Source organism: Pseudomonas sp. NPDC089758, from assembly GCF_044748705.1.
Classification (GTDB): Bacteria; Pseudomonadota; Gammaproteobacteria; order Pseudomonadales; family Pseudomonadaceae; genus Aquipseudomonas; species Aquipseudomonas putida_X.
This window is the reverse complement of sequence record NZ_JBIVGN010000003.1, coordinates 236184-253608: the sequence shown is the minus strand read 5'-3', so window position 1 is coordinate 253608 and position 17425 is coordinate 236184. Positions and strand designations below refer to the sequence as shown.

The following is a 17425-nucleotide window of genomic DNA, read 5'->3' as shown; positions in this document are numbered from 1 at the left end:
CGCATGACAACGCCAAATACCCGGAGCAGATAGGCGCCGGGTACGCAGTCATGGGTCAGGCAGTCAGTTGCTCGTAGACGTCACTGGCAATGGCAGCGAAGGTTTCGATACTGGCGTACTTGCCATCGATGCGGTGCTCGTCAGCGAACGAATGCGCGATGCCGAAGACGCCGCTGGTCTCACCCCTGATGACCGGATGCTCATTGTTTTGCACAGCCTCGACCAGCAGGATTACCAGCGAGGCGCTGTGAGTCACCACCTGCTCACTTGGGTCATTGACGCTGTTGACGAACAGCGCGGAGGCCGGAAAATCGATGCCTTGGGCCTGCAACGCTTCATCCAGCCGCCAGTTGGCCTTGTGCTTGAGAATCTCGAAGCCTTGCAGGTGCTCAGGAATGCCAGACAGGTCCAAATAGTCTTTATCGTCGTTCATAGTGTTCAACTCCTGATTATCGGGCTGCGAAGATGCGGCCCGATAATCAGTAGACAACGGCGGGTAATGCGGCTAGCCGTACATATGTCTCGCTAGCGCTCCCTCACCCAGAACAGCGTCGCCCCCGCCACCGCAGCCGGCATCATCAGCACGTTTACGCCTGGTATAAGCAACGCCAGGTACGTGATGCCACCGAAGCCCATCGACTGCCAGCGCTTCTCGCGCAACCAGGCCAGCATGTCCTGCCAGCTCATCTTGTTGTTGTCCGCCGGGTAGTCGATGTACTGGATGGCCATCATCCACACACCGAAGATCAGCCACAGCGGCGCGGCGATCACGTTGACCACCGGGATGAACGAGAGGATGAACAGCGCGATGGCCCGTGGCAGGAAGTAGCCGAGCTTACGCATTTCGCGGCCGAAGGTGCGTGGCACCATCGCCACCAGTTCGCCCCAGCTGAAGGCTGGGAAGTTATCCTCGCCACGCACCACCACCTCGACCTTTTCGGCCAGAAAGCCATTGAAAGGCGCGGCGATGATGTTGGCCACCAGGGTGAAGGTGAAGAACACCATCAGCACCAGCAAGGCGACGAAAAGCGGCCAGAGGATGTAGCTGAGAAAGCTCAGCCAGTCGGGCAGGGTTGGCAACAGGGCATCGAGCCAAAGGCCGAACTGGTGGCCGGCGAAGTAGATCATGCCGCCGAACAGCAGCAGGTTGATCGCCAACGGCAGCAGCACGAACAACCGCAGATTGGGGCTGAGCACCAGTTTCAGGCCTTCGCGCAGGTACTGGGGGCCGGAGAGGACAGGGGCTTGCATCGAGACGCTCCGCAGAGAAGGGAAAACGCGCTGACCTTACCGGCTTTGCCGCGCCGACGAAAGGCGGGCAGCGTGCGGGAAACTGCCTGTAACAAAAGCGCCAGGGCCTTTTTCGTAGGTGAAATTGACGTATAGAGGGTGCCTATGAGGTGGATTGTCGAAGGATATTTCCTTAATCTCTGCCACCTCGCTACAGTGCGCTCAACTTTCAGGTTTCGGACCTGCGCGTTGTAGCCTTCCCCAAGTGCTGCGTGGGTCCTTTTTAATTTCCAGCTGGCGCAGCCGGTATACCGATGCCGGCCCCTGAGGCCCGCTCGACAGGAGTTCGACATGTCTGAAGTACGTCATTCGCGCGTCATCATCCTCGGTTCCGGCCCTGCCGGTTACAGCGCGGCGGTGTACGCCGCCCGCGCCAACCTCAAGCCGCTGCTGATCACCGGCATGCAGGCTGGCGGCCAACTGACCACCACTACCGAAGTCGACAACTGGCCAGGCGACCCCCATGGCCTGACCGGCCCGGCGCTGATGCAGCGCATGCAGGAACACGCCGAGCGTTTCGAGACCGAGATCGTCTTCGACCACATCAACGCCGTGGACCTGGCCAACAAGCCCTTCACCCTGCAGGGTGACAGCGGCAAGTACACCTGCGACGCGCTGATCATCGCCACGGGTGCCAGCGCGCGCTACCTGGGCCTGCCGTCGGAAGAAACCTTCATGGGCAAGGGTGTGTCGGCTTGCGCTACCTGCGACGGCTTCTTCTACCGCAACAAGCCGGTGGCAGTGGTTGGCGGTGGTAACACTGCCGTGGAAGAGGCGTTGTACCTGGCCAACATCGCCAGCAAGGTAACCCTGGTGCACCGCCGCGAAACGTTCCGCGCCGAAAAGATCCTGGTCGACAAGCTCAACGCCCGCGTCGCCGAAGGCAAGATCGAGCTCAAGCTCAACGCTACCTTGGATGAAGTGCTGGGTGACAACATGGGCGTGACCGGTGCGCGCTTGAAGAACAACGATGGCAGCAGCGACGAAATCAAGGTCGACGGCGTGTTCATCGCTATCGGTCACACGCCGAACACCTCGCTGTTCGAAGGCCAGCTCACCCTGAAGGACGGCTACCTGGTGGTCAACGGCGGCCGTGAAGGCAACGCTACCGCCACCAATGTCGAAGGTGTGTTTGCCGCAGGCGACGTGGCTGACCACGTTTACCGCCAGGCGATCACCTCTGCTGGTGCCGGCTGCATGGCGGCGCTGGATGTCGAGCGTTACCTGGACGGCCTGGCCAACGCCTCGTTCTGATCTGTTGCCGGTTTTTAGCGTTTCAGGGCTGCTACGCAGCCCATCGCCGGCTTGCCGGCGATGGGCCGCAAAGCGGCCCCCATCCCAACACATCGCGCCATCTGGCCGGTGTTTTCTCTAGTCCCGGTTCAGCCCCCTTCAGAGGCTCAGGCGCATCGACAGGTCGACAGCCTTCACATCCTTGGTCATCGCACCAATGGAGATGTAGTCCACCCCAGTCTCGGCAATCACCCGCAGGGTGCTTTCAGTTACCCCGCCACTGGCCTCCAGCTTGGCTTTGCCAGCGGTAATGCGTACCGCTTCGCCCATTTCGTCCAGGCTCAGCTCATCGAGCATGATGATGTCAGCACCGGCGCTCAACGCCTGGCGCAGTTCATCCAGGCTTTCCACTTCGATTTCCACCGGCTTGCCCGGCGCAATGCGGTGGGCTGCCGCTACTGCTTCGGGCACACCGCCGCTGGCGGCAATATGGTTTTCCTTGATCAGGAACGCATCGAACAGGCCGATGCGGTGGTTGTGGCAGCCGCCGCAGGTCACCGCATATTTTTGCGCCAGGCGCAGGCCGGGCAGGGTCTTGCGGGTGTCGAGCAGTTGCACCTGGGTGCCTTCGACCAGGTCGGCGAGCGCACGGGCCCGCGTGGCCACGCCCGACAGCATCTGCAGGAAGTTCAGCGCACTTCGCTCGCCGCTGAGCAGTGAACGTGCCGGGCCTTCGAGGTGGAACAGCGCCTGGTTGGCCGTGGCACGGTCACCATCGGCCACCTGCCAGTGCACCGCAACACGCGGATCGAGTTGACGGAACACGGCATCGACCCAGGCGGTGCCGGCAATCACGCAATCTTCGCGGGTGATGATGGTGGCCTTGGCCAGGCGCTCGGCCGGAATCAGCTGCGCGGTGATGTCGCCGCTGCCGATGTCCTCCAGCAGCGCGCGGCGCACGTTGGCTTCGATCTCGGCGGTCAGGTCGGCAAGGCGTAGGTTCGGCATGGTCGGCTCCACAAGCAAGTTGCCGGCGATTATAGGGCAGGGGGCCGCTGTTTACAGCCGCCTTGCAGCGGACCTTTGGTCAGGCCAAGTGAGCATTTGGCAAAAAATACAGTCATTTACCGGCGAGTGAAGCGGCGCTGGCAGGGATCGGCTTTTTTACCGATAATAGCGCCCAGTATTTGGCGTCATAGCTTTGACGATTTTCATATTTATCGAACACGTCGCCCAGCAAGGAGTTCGGGATGCATAAAGAAGGCAAGGTGGTGCCCTTGGCGGCCGCCATCGATCGAGGTGCGCGCACGCCCTTGCCTTGTCTGCCGATGCTGTTGCTGCAGGTGCGCGACAAGGCGGCGCTGCAATTGCGCCAAGGCTTGCAGGCCTTGTTCGACAACGCTGACGATACCCTCTTTGAAATGGCCGAGAAGGCTGCCGACCGTTTCGATCAGAACCTCTATTTCGAAGCCATGCGCGACCTGCGCCTCAAGCGCAAGAGCATCGAGCGCGGCTTTCTCGACACCTTCTACGAGACTTTCGCCCGCCTCGGGCAGCCCGAGCCGCTGGGTTTTGCAGCCGTTGCCGATCACCCGCGGAACAAGGCTCAGCAGGAGCGGGCCGCGACCATCGACAACATGGTCGCGCAGGTGCTGTCGCGTGACGGGCTTGCCCTGGATCAGTTGAGCCTGCGTTTGCAGGCCCTGCTCGACTGTACCCTGGACGCGCAAAAGAACCCGCTCGCACCTGGCGCATTATGTGGCTACTTCCTCGAAGCCGGGCGTAATCTGGGTGTTGGCCTGCGGGTCAAACTGGTCTTGCTGAAGCTGTTCGAACGCTATGTGCTGCGTGATACCGACGTGCTCTACGGCGAAGCCAACCAGTTGCTGGCCGCTGCCGGCGTGCTGGCTGAGCTGCCGCCTGCGCCGCGCCGGCGTGCCGAGGACCGTCGCCTGAGTTCGCGGCGGGCGCCTGCCAGCCTCAGGCCTGACGGGGCCATCGGCGCAGACAGTGCCGGGCAGGCTTTCTTCACCTCGTTGCAGGGGCTGCTGGCACCGGCGCGCGGGAGGATCGCGCCACGCTTGCAATCGATTGCCACGGCTCAGCCGATAAACACTGCCGACCTGCTGCGCCTGCTCACGCATTTGCAGCACTACGTGCCGGCCACCTTCGACGAAGACGATTTCGACCTTGGCCAGCAGCTCGAACAGTTGCTGTTGCGGGTGAGTGTGCGCAGTGGCACCCGCAGGCGCATTGCCACGGCCGACATAGACATGATCAACCTGGTCGGCCTTCTGTTCGATTACATCCAGGCCGATGACAACCTGCCGCACAGCCTGCGGGCGCTGATTGCACGCCTGCATATCCCGATGCTCAAGGTGGCACTGCTCGACAAAGGGCTGTTCAGCCGCGCCAGCCACCCTGCCCGGCGCTTGCTCAATGAGATCGCTGCCGCCTCGATCGGCTGGGAGACCGGCAGCGAAGGCCTGCGTGACAGCCTGCACCTGCGGGTAGAGCGCATCGTCCAGCGTCTGCTCAACGACTTCACCGAGGACGCGGCGGTGTTCGCCGAACTGCTGGAGGACTTCATGGCCTTCAGCCAGGATGAACGGCGGCGCAACGAACTGCTCGAGCAGCGTACCCGCGATGCCGAAGAAGGGCGTGCGCGGGCGGTGCAGGCTCGCCAGCAGGTGCAACAGGTACTCAATCAGCGCTTGCGCGGTAAGGTGCTGCCTCAGGTGGTCGTGCAGATGCTGGTACAAGCCTGGAGCCAGGTGCTGCTGCTGGCATGGCTCAAACAAGGTGAGGGCTCCTCGGCGTGGATCAACGCCCTTGCGACCATGGACACCTTGCTCGCCAGCATCCTCCCCCGGCGTGATCCGCAGGCCCTGCTGCAGCAAGTGCCCGGCCTGCTCAAGGCATTGCGCGAGGGGTTGGCCGGCGTGGCGCTGGACTCGCAGTCGACCCGCGACTTTTTCCAGCAGCTCGAGCAACTGCACCTGCGTGCCTGCGCCGGGGCCGAACTGCCGCCTACCCCAGACGATCAGGCCCTGGCCGCAGTGCTGGTGGCTGAGGACATTGTGCTGGCAATGGCCGAAGAGCCCGCTTGTGCGCCGCTGCACCCGCACGACGAGCACACCGCGCAGCTGCGTGCGGTACAGCGCCTGCGCATCGGCGCGTGGATAGAAGTGCTCGACGATGACGAGCCGTTGCGCTGCAAACTGGTGGCGCGTATCGACAGCAGTGACCGCCTGGTATTCGCCAACCGCACCGGCATGAAGGTACGCGAGTGGAACCTGCTGGGCCTCGCTCAAGCACTGCGCCTTGGTGAGGTGCGGCTACTGGACGACGGCCTGCTGTTCGAGCGGGCACTGGAGAGCGTGCTGGAAAGCTTGCGCCAGCAGCAGGTTCATTGACCTGCTGCTGCAGATTCACATGCAAAGCGCGATACTGGCAGGGCATACTGCGCCTCTGTACCTAGCGTTCTTCAGGAACTGCCCCATGCAATTGGACCGTGTCACCGGCTGGTTCCACGGAAACGGAATCACCCACTGCCCTTCGCCGAACTTCAACGCGCGACCCGAGGGCGAATCGATTTCCCTGCTGGTGATCCACAACATCAGCCTGCCGCCGGCCTGCTTCGGCAGCGGCAAAGTCCAACAGTTCTTCCAGAACCGCCTGGACCCCAACGAACATCCCTACTTTGCCAGCATCAGCCACCTGACCGTATCGGCGCACCTGTTCGTGGAACGCGACGGTGCGGTGACCCAGTTCGTGTCGTTGCTGGACCGTGCCTGGCATGCGGGTGTGTCGTGTTTTGACGGCCGAGAAGGCTGTAACGACTTTTCCATCGGTATCGAGCTGGAAGGTACCGACGACCTGCCTTACAGCGATGCCCAGTACCGTGCGCTGGAGCAACTCACCCGGCAGATTCAGGCGGCTTGGCCAGCTATCGACCTGGGCCGGATCCGTGGCCATAGCGACATTGCCCCGCAGCGCAAGACCGATCCCGGCCCGGCATTCGACTGGCAGCGTTACCGTGCCGCCGTGCAGCACAACGAGGACAAGGCATGAGTTTTCTGGTGTTGATACTGGCGTTGTGGGTCGAGAAGTTCTCGGCGCTGCGCCATCAGGTACAGCGCGATGGCTTCTTCCTGGGCGAGCTGGTGCGCCTGGAGCGCAGCGGGCGGGTGCATCCCTGGTGGAGCCTGGCCATCCTGGTGCTTGCACCCGTGGCGGTGCTGGTGTTGCTGCTGCACGTGCTCGACCCGGTGGCCTATGGGTTGCTGGCGCTGCCAGTGCACCTGCTGGTGCTGATCTACAGCCTGGGCCGCGGCGATGCCAAGGCTGCCTTGGGCCCGCTTCGCGATGCCTGGCGGCGCGGCGACGACCAGGCCGCGCTGCATGTGGCCGAGCGCGACCTGGGCCTGGAGGCTGATGAAGCCCAGGTGTTGCTGGTGCGCGTGCAAGGCTACCTGTTGTGGCAGGCCTATCAGAGTTTCTTCGCTGTGATCTTCTGGTACTTCGTGCTCGGCCCCGGGGCGGCGTTGGCCTATCGCTTGCTGGCGCTGACAGGCGATAACAGTAGCCAACCTGCGCTGAAGGCCCGTGCCGAGCAGCTGCGGCACATCATGGACTGGCTTCCAGTGCGCGTGCTGGCCCTGAGTTTTGCCCTGGTTGGCAATTTCGTCGCAGTGACCCGCGTGATGCTGCACGAACTGCTCAACTGGCATATCAGCGCCGGGCACCTGGTGGCCAGGGTCGGGCGGGTTGCCGATGACATTCCCGAGCAAGAGGACAGCCAGCCTGGTGTGGCCCGGCTCGATAGCCTGTGGGAGCTGCTGCTGCGCTGTGCGGTGCTGTGGTACGCGGGCTTTGCGCTGTGGACGGTGCTGGTCTGAGCGCCGGTTAACCTTAAGTTACAAACCTCCGGTTCGATCTGCGTTATACAGGTGGCCTAGTGCTACCCCTCGCAGAACAACAAGAATTCAAGGAGGTGCCCCGTGAAGCGTCTGCTCTACCCGGCAATCGCACTGATGAACCGGCTGAGCTTCGGCCAGAAGTTCAGCCTCATCAGCGCCCTGTTCTTCCTGCCCATGCTCGCCACCAGCAGCTACCTGGTGCGCGACGCCTATCAGCAGTTCCAGGCAACCCGTGCTCAATTGCAGGGCATCACCCCATTGAGTGGCAGCCTGGTATTGCGCGCCGACATGGAAACCCTCGGCAACCTCATGCAGATCAATGCCGTGCTCGGGCAGTCGGGCCAGGCCGGCGACCTGGAGTCGCGCATCGCTGCCTTGCAGGACAAGGTCCAGGCTCAGATGCAGGCCCTGCAAGGCCATGAGTCGGTTCCTCAGGCAAAGCTCGACGAGCTGGCCGGCGCTTTTGCCAGTGCCCAGGCCGAAACCTCTTTGCAGGCCAAGGTCGCCCTCTTCGACAAGTTGCTGGGCCAAGTACAGGTGCTGAGCAAACTGGTGGCCAGCCAGTCCGGCCTGAGCCAGGACAGCCAGGTTTCGGTGCGCCAGTTGAGCGAATTGCTCGGCACCGCCACCGCACAGGTGACCCTGGCCCTGGGCGAGGGCAGGGCGATGGGCGCCATTGCGCTTGGCCGAGGGTTCATCGACTCGTCCGGCAGCGTGCGCTTCGAAGACCTGCTGCAGCGCCTGGAGCGTTTGGCGGCGGACTATGGCATGCGGGTGGATGAAGCCCTGGCCAGTGACCCCGGCGTCCCCGCGGCCATGAGCGCCGCTGCGCAGGCCAGCAAAGCTTCAGTCAAACAAGCCGCCGCGTTGTTCGAAGAGCGTGTGGTGGTCGCTGAAACCCTGGATGCGCCCTGGCTCCCCTTCTATCAACAGGTGAGTGAGCTGATGGCTCACACCTACCAACTGAACGATCAAGTGCTTGGGCATCTGCAACTGCAGTTGCAGGAGCGTCTTGGCCAGCAGCGCCTGCGCATGGTCGCCCTGGTGGCGGTGCTGGCGGGCGTCTTCGCGCTGATCCTCTACCTCTACGGCGGCTTTTATGTGTCGACCCGCACGACGCTGCGCAAGCTGGGTGGCGCGATGGACAAGTTGGCGGCCGGTGACATGACGGTCAGTTTCAACGCCCACAGCCGCGATGAACTGGGCGAACTGGCGCAGGGCTTCAGCGAAACCGTGCGCCGGATCCGTTGCCTGATCGAGCAGGTTGGCCACACCGTTGTGGCGGTCGAAGCGCAGGCCGGGCAGGTATTGGCCGTATCGGCACGCAGCAGCCAGTCCGTGAGCGGCCAGCGTGAACAGATCGAGCAGGTGGCCACGGCGATGAACCAGATGAGCGCCACTGCGCAGGAGGTGGCGCGCAGTGCTGCCTTGGCCGCCGATGGTGCCCAGCAGGTCAATCACGAAAGTGCCAATGGCCGCACCTTGGTGCAAGAGCAGCAAGGCAGCATTGGCCGGCTGGCTGCCGAAATCGACCAGACCGTGTTGGCGATCAATCAGCTGGCTGACGACAGCCAGGCGATCAGCCAGGTCCTTGAAGTGATCCGCAGTATCGCTGAGCAGACCAACCTGCTGGCACTCAACGCTGCAATCGAGGCAGCCCGGGCCGGTGAGCAAGGGCGGGGGTTTGCCGTGGTCGCTGATGAAGTGCGTACCTTGGCCAAACGTACCCAGGACTCCACTGCGCAGATAGCGCAGATGATCCAGCGTTTGCAGGACGGTGTCGGGGCAGCGGTTCGCGCCATGGGCAGCAGCCATCAGATGGCTGCGGGCACGGTCGAGGAGGCACGCCAGGTGCAACAGGCGCTTGGCAATATCCTTGGCGCGGTGGGCGGCATCGTCGAGCAGAACCAGCAGATAGCGGCGGCGGTAGAGCAGCAGACGGCGGTGGCCCATGACATTGACCAGAACATCGTGGCGATCAACCAGGCGGCGCAGGACACCTCGTTGGGCGCTTGCCAGACCGAGGATGCCAGCCGGGCATTGTCGGAGCAGGTGGTGGAATTGAAACGCTTGATTGGCGCGTTCAGGGTTTAGCCAGTGCCGGCCTGTGCACGGGCCGAGCCTGTGCCAGGACTACCAGCCAAACAACTCACAGGCATTTGTGCTGCTGGCCTCGGCCAGCAACTGCACATCAATGCCGATCACCTCGGCCAAAGCCTGGGCGATCTCTGGCAGATGCTCCGGGCTGTTTCGCTCACCGGCAAACATCGCCGGGGCCATGTCCGGGGCGTCGGTCTCCAGCACGATGCTCTCCAGCGGCAGGCGCGGCAGGGTCTTGCGCAAGCGCACAGCCTGCGGCCAGGTTGCGGCGCCACCCAGCCCGAGGCGGAAACCCAGCTTGATGTATTCGCGCGCTTCTTCGTAACTGCCGGCGAAGGCGTGGATGATCCCTGCCCGCGCCGGCTTGTAGCGCTTGAGCGTGGCGATCACCTGAGCATGGCTGCGGCGCACGTGGAGCAGGGCGGGCAGTTCGAAGTCACAGGCCATCTGCAATTGGGCTTCGAACAGCGCTTGCTGGCGCGCCTTGTCCAGCGTTTCGATGTAGTAGTCCAGGCCGAATTCGCCCACGGCGCATAGCCGCGGATCGCCATCCAGACGTTCAAGCCATTGACGCAACTGCACCAGGTGCTCGGGGCGATGCTGCTCCAGGTAGACCGGATGCAACCCAAGCGCTGCGCGCACGCGCTCATCGCTGCAGGCCAGGTCCCACACCCGCTGGAAATTGGCCTGATCAACCCCCAGCACGACCATGCGCTCCACCCCACGCCCCTGCGCACGGGCCAGCAGGCGCGTGCGGTCGGCATCGAAGTCGGGGAAGTCAAGGTGGGTGTGCGTGTCGATCAGGCGCATGTTCAGGCCACAGTGATACGTTGCTTGAAGGTTCTGGCGACGGCATGCACGCCGGGTTCGTAGCGTTTGTCCTCGATGGCCGCCAAGGCAAGCTCCAGGGCGGTGGCGGCGATCAGGCCATGTTGCTGGGCCATGGCATTGACCGGCAGCGGCAGGAAATCGAGCAACTGGTTGTCACCGAAGGTGCCCAGGTGCAGCAGGCGCGAATCGGCCGGGCGCGCCTGCAGGGTGTCGAACACGCCTTGCAGCAGCACGTAGGACGTCGTGACCAAGGCATCCGGCAGGCCGCCCAGCTCGTCGATCAGCTGCTGCATCAAGCGCTGGCCGCATTCGCGGCTGAATGCCTCGCCCTGATAACGGCGCACGTCCCCACTAAAACCCTGCATCGCTTCGTCGAAGCCGCCCGCACGGGCCTGGCTGACCGACAGCTCCGGGCGCGCGCCGATCAGCGCGATGCTGCGCGGTGCCGTGGCCAGCAGGCTATCGGCCAACTGGCGGCTGGCATCGCGGTCATCGCTGATAACCGAACAGAAGTGTGCCGGGTTCAGGCGCCGGTCGATGGCGATCACCGGCAGGCCCTTGTCCTGCAGTTCACGGTAGCTGTCATCTTCCGGGGGCAGGCAACTGGCGACGAACAAGGCATCGCAACGCCGGGCACGGAACAGTTGCTGCAGTTGGCGCTCACTGTCGGGCCGGTCATCGCTGCTGGCGATCAGCAGTTGATAGCCACGGGCGCGGGCGCCTTGCTCCAGCTGCTTGGCAATGCGAGCGTAGCTGGGGTTTTCCAGGTCCGGCAGAATGAAGCCCAAGGTACGGGTATGCCGGCTGCGCAGGCCCGCAGCCTGGGGGTTGGGCGTGAAGCCGTGGGCCTCGACCACCGCACGCACCCGCTCGACGGTGCTGTTGCTGATGCGCTGCTGTTCGGCCTTGCCATTGATGACGTAGCTGGCAGTGGTCACGGACACACCAGCCAGACGGGCGATATCGCTGAGTTTCACCGAATTTTCCTTGTTATTACCGGGGCGGGCTATACCACCAGACCGGGCAGTTTGACCCGGGCTGGTCGCCACGCGCAGACGACCATTGTCGCAATTGTCCGACAGGATGGGGCTTTTTCCCCGGAAGATTATCGAGTAACGTGGCCGCTTGGTCAGATTAAACGTTTCAGCTATTCATTTTTCTGCCTTGCCTGCCGCTCGTGCAAGGCCTTTGACTGGCTGAATACGTGAATTTCACAACAATACCTCAGTACCCGGTGCAAAAGTGCGCGCAGGGGCTGCAAAAGGAGAAGGTCATGCTCGAGCTCGCCAAAGAGCAGATAGCCATGGGCCAGACGGCTACCGATAAAGGCCAGGCCCTGCGCCTGCTGGCGGATCGACTGGTCGCTGACGGCCTGGTCGCCGAAGGGTATTTGCAGGGCCTGCAGGCGCGCGAAGCGCAAGGGTCCACATTCCTGGGCCAAGGTATCGCCATCCCCCACGGCACGCCGCAGACCCGCGACCTGGTGTACGCCACTGGCGTGCGCTTGCTGCAGTTTCCTGAAGGCGTGGACTGGGGTGACGGGCAGATCGTCTACCTGGCCATCGGCATTGCCGCACGCTCCGACGAGCACCTGCGTTTGCTGCAATTGCTGACCCGCGCCCTGGGCGAAACCGACCTGGCCGAAGCCCTGCGCCGTGCCAGTTCCGCCGAAGCGCTGCTCAAGCTGCTGCAGGGCGCACCCCAGGCGCTGGCGCTGGATGCGCAACTGGTCAGCCTGAACCTGCCCGCCGAAGACTTCGACGAGTTGGCCTGGCGCGGTGCCCGCCTGTTGCAACGTGCCGGGTGTGTCGACAATGGTTTTGCCGCCGTGCTGCAGCAGGCCGAGCCTCTGCCCCTGGGCGAGGGGCTCTGGTGGCTGCACAGCGAGCGGCAGGTCCGCCAGCCAGGCTTGGCCTTCGTCACTCCCCAGCAGCCGCTGCGCTACCGCGACCAGCCACTGAATGGCCTGTTTTGCCTGGCCAGCCTCGGCGCAGCCCACCAGGCGCTGCTCGAGCGCCTGTGCGAGGTGCTGATCGAGGGGCGTGGGCAAACGCTTTACCAGGCCACCAGCAGCCGCGCGGTACTGGAGGTGCTCGGTGGCGAGACCGCGCCCGACTGGCCCAGCGCTCGTATCGTGCTGGCCAATCCACATGGCCTGCACGCCCGCCCGGCAAAAATCCTCGCGCAGTTGGCCAAGGGTTTCGAGGGCGAAATCCGCCTGCGAGTGCTGGACAGCGCGCAACCTGCGGTGTCGGTCAAGAGCCTGAGCAAGCTGCTCAGCCTCGGCGCACGGCGTGGCCAGGAACTGGAGCTGCTGGCCGAGCCGTCCATTGCCGCTGATGCTTTGCCAGCACTGCTGGCGGCAATCGAGCAGGGCTTGGGTGAGGACGTCGAGCCTTTGCCGAAAACCACGGCTGCGGTGAGCCCGGCGCCTGTCGAGGTGTTGCAGGCGCCAGCTGCCGGTAGCCGTATCCAGGCGGTGGCTGCGGCACCGGGCATTGCCAGTGGGCCCGCCCACGTCTGCGTCGAGCGCGACATCGATTACCCCCTGCGTGGCGAATCGCCGGCGCAGGAGCGGGCCAAGCTGCGCCGGGCACTGGAGACAGTGAACGCCGAGTTGCAGGCCTTGGTGCAGCGCAGCGACAAGGCCGTTGGCGAGATCTTCGTCACCCATCAGGAAATGCTCGCCGACCCTGCACTGGCCGACGATGTCGAGCTGCGTCTGGCCCAGGGTGAGAGCGCCGCCGCCGCGTGGATGGCCGTTATCGAAGCGGCGGCCCGCGAACAGGAGGCGCTGCATGATGCGCTGCTCGCCGAGCGTGCCGCCGACCTGCGTGACATCGGCCGCCGGGTGTTGGCGCAGTTGTGCGGTGTGCAGACGCAGGCCGAGCCTGATCAACCTTATGTGCTGGTGATGGGCGAAGTCGGCCCCTCGGATGTTGCCCGCCTGGACCCGGCGCGGGTTGCCGGTATCGTCACCGCCCATGGCGGCGCAACCGCACACAGCGCGATCGTCGCTCGGGCCCTGGGCATCCCGGCGGTGGTCGGCGCGGGGGCGGCGCTGCTGCTGCTCGAACCCGGTACGCCGCTGTTGCTCGATGGCCAGCGCGGCGTGGTCAGCGTCGCCCCGCCAGCCGATGAGCTGCAACGTGCGCTGGCCGAGCGCGACCTGCGCGAACAGCGCCTGCAAGCAGCCTGGGCCAGCCGTCATGAGCCCGCGGTAACCCGCGATGGCCATGCCGTCGAGGTGTTCGCCAACATCGGCCAGAGCGGCGGCATCGACAAGGTGGTGGAGCAGGGCGCCGAAGGTATCGGCCTGCTGCGCACCGAGCTGATCTTCATGGCCCACTCGCAGGCGCCGGATGTCGCCACCCAGGAAGCCGAGTACCGCCGTGTGCTGGATGGGCTGGGCGGGCGACCCCTGGTCGTGCGCACCCTCGATGTGGGCGGGGACAAACCGTTGCCCTATTGGCCGATCGCTGCCGAGGAAAACCCGTTTCTCGGTGTGCGCGGCGTGCGCCTGACCTTGCAGCGCCCGCAGATCATGGAAGACCAGCTCAGAGCCCTGCTGCGCGCCGCTGATCAGCGCCCGTTGCGCATCATGTTCCCGATGGTCGGCCAGGTGCACGAATGGCGTGAGGCGAGGGCCATGGTCGAGCGTCTGCGTGAAGAAATCCCGGTAGCCGACCTGCAACTGGGCATCATGGTCGAAGTGCCGTCCGCCGCGTTGCTGGCGCCACAACTGGCCCGCGAAGTGGACTTTTTCAGTATCGGCACCAACGACCTGACCCAATACACCTTGGCCATCGACCGTGGCCACCCCAGCCTGTCGGCCCAGGCCGACGGCCTGCACCCGGCGGTGCTGAGCCTGATCGACATGACCGTGCGCGCCGCCCATGCCGAGGGCAAGTGGGTAGGCGTGTGCGGTGAACTGGCCGCCGACCCGCAGGCGGTGGCGGTGCTGCTGGGCCTGGACGTGGACGAACTGAGCGTGGCCGCGCGCAGCGTTGCCGAAGTCAAGGCACTGGTTCGCCAGGCCGATCACCAGACGGCCCGCGCCCTGGCGCGCGAGGCCCTGCAACAGGACAGCGCCGCAGCGGTTCGCGCGCTGGTGGAGCGTTACTGAATGGCCAAGATCCTTACCCTGACCCTGAACCCGGCGCTGGACATCACCGTAAGCCTCGATGCGCTGCGCCCCGGGCACGTCAACCGCGCCCAGGACCAGCACAGCCATGCCGCGGGTAAAGGGTTGAACGTGGCCCAGGTACTGGCCGACCTTGGGCACAGCGTGACCGTCGGTGGTTTCCTGGGCCAGGACAACCTGCAACCGTTCGAGGCGTTGATCCAATGGCGCGGCTTTGCCGATTGCTTCGTGCGTGTGCCGGGCGAGACACGCAGCAACCTCAAACTGGTCGAAGCCGATGGCCGTGTGACCGATATCAATGGCCAAGGCCCGCAGGTCGATGAGGCTGCTTGCGAGGCCCTGCTGCGCCTGCTCGAGCAGGTGGCTCCCCAACATGACGCCGTGGTGGTGGCGGGGAGCCTGCCACGCGGTATCAGCCCTGATTGGTTCGCCCGGTTGCTCGAACAGCTCAAGGGCCAAGGCCTGAAGGTTGCCCTCGACAGCAGCGGTGCGGCCCTGCGCGCAGGACTGGACAGCGCCCCTTGGCTGGTCAAACCCAACACCGAAGAACTGGGCGAAGTGCTTGGCCTTGACGTGCACAGCGCCGCCGAACAGCAGGCTGCCGCCCAACGGCTGCTGGCCACGGGTGTCGAGCATGTGGTGGTGTCGGCAGGGGAGCAGGGCGTCAGCTGGTTCACGGCTGGCCGCACGCTGCGCGCCCAGCCACCGCAAGTGCGTGTTGCCAGCACGGTCGGCGCGGGCGACTCGCTGGTAGCCGGCATGGTTCACGGCTTGCTGCTGGCGGAGGCGCCTTTGCAGACCCTGCGCCGTGCCACGGCCATCGCCGCCCAGGCCGTGACCCAGGTCGGTTTCGGTATCCGTGACCGCGAGCAACTGGCGCGCCTGGAGGCCGCCGTGCAACTGACAGAACAACAAGAGGCTCGCCGATGAACATTGCCATTGTCACCGCCTGCCCGAACGGCCAGGTGTCCAGCGTGCTGAGTGCGCGCCTGCTGGCCGCTGCTGCCCAGCGCCGCGGTTGGAAAACCTGCGTGGAAGTGCAGGATGCCGAACATCCCGACCGCCAACTGAGCGCCGCGCAGATCGCGGATGCCGACTGGGTGCTGGTTGTCAGCACCGGGCCGGTCGACCTGGCCCGCTTCGCCGGCAAGCGTTTGTTCCAGAGCACACCGGCGCAAGCGCTGGCCGACCGTGAAGGTTTCCTCGACGAGGCGGCGGCGAAGGCCCAGGTACAGGCCGTTACTCATCAGGCCGAACAGCCGATGGCCACTGCTGGGGCCAAGGTCGTTGCGGTCACTGCCTGCCCGACTGGCGTGGCGCATACGTTCATGGCAGCCGAAGCGTTGCAGCAGGCAGCGCAACAGCTTGGCTATCAACTCACCGTAGAAACCCAAGGCTCGGTCGGTGCGCGTAACCCGCTGTCGGCCCAGGCCATCGCCGAAGCCGACGTGGTGCTGCTGGCTGCCGATATCGAAGTGCCCACCGCGCGTTTTGCCGGTAAGCGTATCTACCGGTGCGGAACCGGCATCGCCCTCAAGCAGGCCCGTGCCACGCTGGACAAGGCCCTGGCCGAAGCCAAGGTGGAAAGCGCAGGTGACACTGCAGCCGCTGCAAGTGCCGGCAAAGGCGAGAAAACCGGTGTTTATAAACACCTGCTGACAGGTGTTTCGTTCATGCTGCCGATGGTGGTGGCAGGCGGCTTGCTGATCGCTCTGTCGTTCGTCTTCGGTATCGAGGCCTACAAGGAGCCGGGCACCCTGCCGGCGGCATTGATGCAGATCGGCGGCGAGGCTGCATTCAAGCTGATGGTGCCGTTGCTGGCGGGGTACATCGCCTGGTCCATCGCCGACCGCCCGGGCCTTGCGCCCGGCATGATCGGCGGGCTGCTGGCCAGCACCCTGGGGGCCGGTTTCATCGGCGGTATCGTCGCCGGTTTTCTCGCCGGTTACAGCGCCAAAGCCATTGCCCGCTGGGCACGCCTGCCGAGCAGCCTCGATGCGCTCAAACCGATCCTGATCATTCCGCTGCTGGCGAGCCTGTTCACAGGCCTGGTGATGATCTATGTGGTCGGCCAGCCGGTGGCTGCCATGCTCGAAGGCCTGACGCAGTTTCTCGACAGCATGGGCACCACCAACGCCATCCTCCTGGGGCTGCTGCTTGGCGGGATGATGTGCATCGACCTGGGCGGGCCGATCAACAAAGCGGCCTATGCCTTTTCGGTAGGGCTGCTGGCATCCTCGAGCTACGCGCCGATGGCGGCGACCATGGCGGCGGGCATGGTGCCGCCGATCGGCCTCGGTATCGCCACGTTCCTGGCCCGGCGCAAGTTCGCCCAAACCGAGCGAGAGGCCGGCAAGGCCGCTCTGGTGCTGGGTTTGTGCTTCATTTCCGAAGGCGCCATCCCGTTCGCTGCCAAAGACCCGCTGCGGGTCATCCCGGCAAGTATTGCCGGCGGCGCGTTGACCGGCGCGCTGTCGATGTACTTCGGTTGCAAGCTGATGGCGCCCCATGGCGGGCTGTTCGTGCTGCTGATTCCCAACGCGATCAACCATGCGCTGCTGTACCTGCTGGCCATCGTCGCGGGTAGTCTGCTGACAGCGGTGGTGTATGCGCTGATCAAAAAGAGCGAGCGAGTGGAAATGGTCGTGGCGCCGGCCAAGGGCTAGGTGGTTCGACCATCACTGGCCTCAGCGCTGGCACGCCGGCCCGCTAGTACACCAGTCCTCTCCAGGGCAAGGGTTGGATCGGTGGCCAGCTTCTTGGGGGCAGTCCAATCGCGCCAGCTTTTAGGCGTTGAGCAAGCCAGTTGCTTGCACAGGTACAACGCAGGTCTAAGGAGCTGCGCGGTCGGGGTGGGAGCCGGCTTGCCGGCGATGGGCTGCGCAGCAGCCCCCATAGCGCAGAT

General features: G+C 64.4%; 13 protein-coding genes and 1 pseudogene. 9 read left to right on the top strand and 5 right to left on the bottom strand.

The features are described from left to right. Positions 1-55 precede the first annotated feature (55 nt). Together ACIPZH_RS05760 and cysZ are read right to left on the bottom strand one after the other, a co-directional pair. Positions 56-433, bottom strand: coding sequence for a hypothetical protein (locus ACIPZH_RS05760; protein ID WP_400635486.1), 378 nt, complete (start codon positions 431-433; stop codon positions 56-58). 92 nt (positions 434-525) lie between these two features. Further along, positions 526-1251 (bottom strand): sulfate transporter CysZ, encoded by a 726-nt coding sequence (gene cysZ / locus ACIPZH_RS05755; RefSeq protein ID WP_241806360.1) that lies wholly within the window; start codon positions 1249-1251, stop codon positions 526-528. Between the two features lie 330 nt (positions 1252-1581). Between cysZ and trxB the strand changes: the two genes are divergently transcribed. Further along, positions 1582-2544 (top strand): thioredoxin-disulfide reductase, encoded by a 963-nt coding sequence (gene trxB, locus ACIPZH_RS05750; RefSeq protein WP_003247318.1) that lies wholly within the window; start codon positions 1582-1584, stop codon positions 2542-2544. 138 nt (positions 2545-2682) lie between these two features. On the opposite strand, the gene nadC is transcribed toward trxB, so the two are convergent. After that, positions 2683-3531, bottom strand: coding sequence for a carboxylating nicotinate-nucleotide diphosphorylase (gene nadC, locus ACIPZH_RS05745; RefSeq protein WP_267818691.1), 849 nt, complete (start codon positions 3529-3531; stop codon positions 2683-2685). A 242-nt stretch (positions 3532-3773) separates the two neighbouring features. On the opposite strand from nadC, the gene ACIPZH_RS05740 reads away from it, so the two are divergent. The 5 genes and pseudogenes from ACIPZH_RS05740 (at position 3774) to ACIPZH_RS05720 (ending at position 9539) form a co-directional block, all read left to right on the top strand. Then, positions 3774-5939: a DUF1631 domain-containing protein gene (locus tag ACIPZH_RS05740; protein ID WP_400635484.1), complete on the top strand. Its 2166-nt coding sequence runs from the start codon at positions 3774-3776 to the stop codon at positions 5937-5939. Between the two features lie 85 nt (positions 5940-6024). After that, a complete protein-coding gene (gene ampD, locus ACIPZH_RS05735) occupies positions 6025-6597 on the top strand; it encodes a 1,6-anhydro-N-acetylmuramyl-L-alanine amidase AmpD (RefSeq protein WP_400635483.1) in 573 nt (190 codons plus the stop codon). Further along, on the top strand, positions 6594-7424 hold the full coding sequence (ampE, locus tag ACIPZH_RS05730) for a regulatory signaling modulator protein AmpE (protein ID WP_400635481.1): 831 nt from the start codon (positions 6594-6596) through the stop codon (positions 7422-7424). Before ampD ends, ampE begins: the two co-directional genes overlap by 4 nt. Before the next feature lie 135 nt (positions 7425-7559). Then, positions 7560-8681, top strand: a pseudogene (locus ACIPZH_RS05725) (HAMP domain-containing protein); the annotation flags it as partial. Positions 8682-8825: 144 nt separating this feature from the next. Next, a complete protein-coding gene (locus tag ACIPZH_RS05720) occupies positions 8826-9539 on the top strand; it encodes a methyl-accepting chemotaxis protein (protein ID WP_400635617.1) in 714 nt (237 codons plus the stop codon). A 39-nt stretch (positions 9540-9578) separates the two neighbouring features. Here ACIPZH_RS05720 and ACIPZH_RS05715 read toward each other — a convergent pair whose 3' ends face one another. Continuing rightward, positions 9579-10355: a TatD family hydrolase gene (locus ACIPZH_RS05715; protein WP_400635479.1), complete on the bottom strand. Its 777-nt coding sequence runs from the start codon at positions 10353-10355 to the stop codon at positions 9579-9581. 2 nt (positions 10356-10357) lie between these two features. Next, positions 10358-11353, bottom strand: coding sequence for a catabolite repressor/activator (cra, locus tag ACIPZH_RS05710; protein WP_241806367.1), 996 nt, complete (start codon positions 11351-11353; stop codon positions 10358-10360). Between the two features lie 296 nt (positions 11354-11649). Between cra and ptsP the strand changes: the two genes are divergently transcribed. Genes ptsP through ACIPZH_RS05695 form a run of 3 tightly spaced genes read left to right on the top strand, consistent with a single transcriptional unit; the run spans position 11650 to position 17186 of the window. Then, complete coding sequence (gene ptsP, locus ACIPZH_RS05705; RefSeq protein ID WP_400635477.1) at positions 11650-14502, top strand: phosphoenolpyruvate--protein phosphotransferase; 2853 nt, start codon at positions 11650-11652, stop codon at positions 14500-14502. Beyond that, a complete protein-coding gene (pfkB, locus tag ACIPZH_RS05700) occupies positions 14503-15450 on the top strand; it encodes a 1-phosphofructokinase (protein WP_400626008.1) in 948 nt (315 codons plus the stop codon). Beyond that, entirely contained in the window at positions 15447-17186 is a 1740-nt protein-coding gene (locus tag ACIPZH_RS05695) for a PTS fructose-like transporter subunit IIB (protein WP_267818673.1), read from the top strand. The genes pfkB and ACIPZH_RS05695 overlap by 4 nt, the downstream gene beginning before the upstream one ends. Positions 17187-17425: the final 239 nt, after the last annotated feature.

What these genes read in the sequence shown, in the direction of transcription:
- ACIPZH_RS05760 (WP_400635486.1), bottom strand. Translation starts at nt 433, where the DNA reads ATGAACGACGATAAAGACTATTTGGACCTGTCTGGCATTCCTGAGCAC.
- cysZ (WP_241806360.1), bottom strand. Translation starts at nt 1,251, where the DNA reads ATGCAAGCCCCTGTCCTCTCCGGCCCCCAGTACCTGCGCGAAGGCCTG.
- trxB (WP_003247318.1), top strand. Translation starts at nt 1,582, where the DNA reads ATGTCTGAAGTACGTCATTCGCGCGTCATCATCCTCGGTTCCGGCCCT.
- nadC (WP_267818691.1), bottom strand. Translation starts at nt 3,531, where the DNA reads ATGCCGAACCTACGCCTTGCCGACCTGACCGCCGAGATCGAAGCCAAC.
- ACIPZH_RS05740 (WP_400635484.1), top strand. Translation starts at nt 3,774, where the DNA reads ATGCATAAAGAAGGCAAGGTGGTGCCCTTGGCGGCCGCCATCGATCGA.
- ampD (WP_400635483.1), top strand. Translation starts at nt 6,025, where the DNA reads ATGCAATTGGACCGTGTCACCGGCTGGTTCCACGGAAACGGAATCACC.
- ampE (WP_400635481.1), top strand. Translation starts at nt 6,594, where the DNA reads ATGAGTTTTCTGGTGTTGATACTGGCGTTGTGGGTCGAGAAGTTCTCG.
- ACIPZH_RS05720 (WP_400635617.1), top strand. Translation starts at nt 8,826, where the DNA reads ATGAACCAGATGAGCGCCACTGCGCAGGAGGTGGCGCGCAGTGCTGCC.
- ACIPZH_RS05715 (WP_400635479.1), bottom strand. Translation starts at nt 10,355, where the DNA reads ATGCGCCTGATCGACACGCACACCCACCTTGACTTCCCCGACTTCGAT.
- ptsP (WP_400635477.1), top strand. Translation starts at nt 11,650, where the DNA reads ATGCTCGAGCTCGCCAAAGAGCAGATAGCCATGGGCCAGACGGCTACC.
- pfkB (WP_400626008.1), top strand. Translation starts at nt 14,503, where the DNA reads ATGGCCAAGATCCTTACCCTGACCCTGAACCCGGCGCTGGACATCACC.
- ACIPZH_RS05695 (WP_267818673.1), top strand. Translation starts at nt 15,447, where the DNA reads ATGAACATTGCCATTGTCACCGCCTGCCCGAACGGCCAGGTGTCCAGC.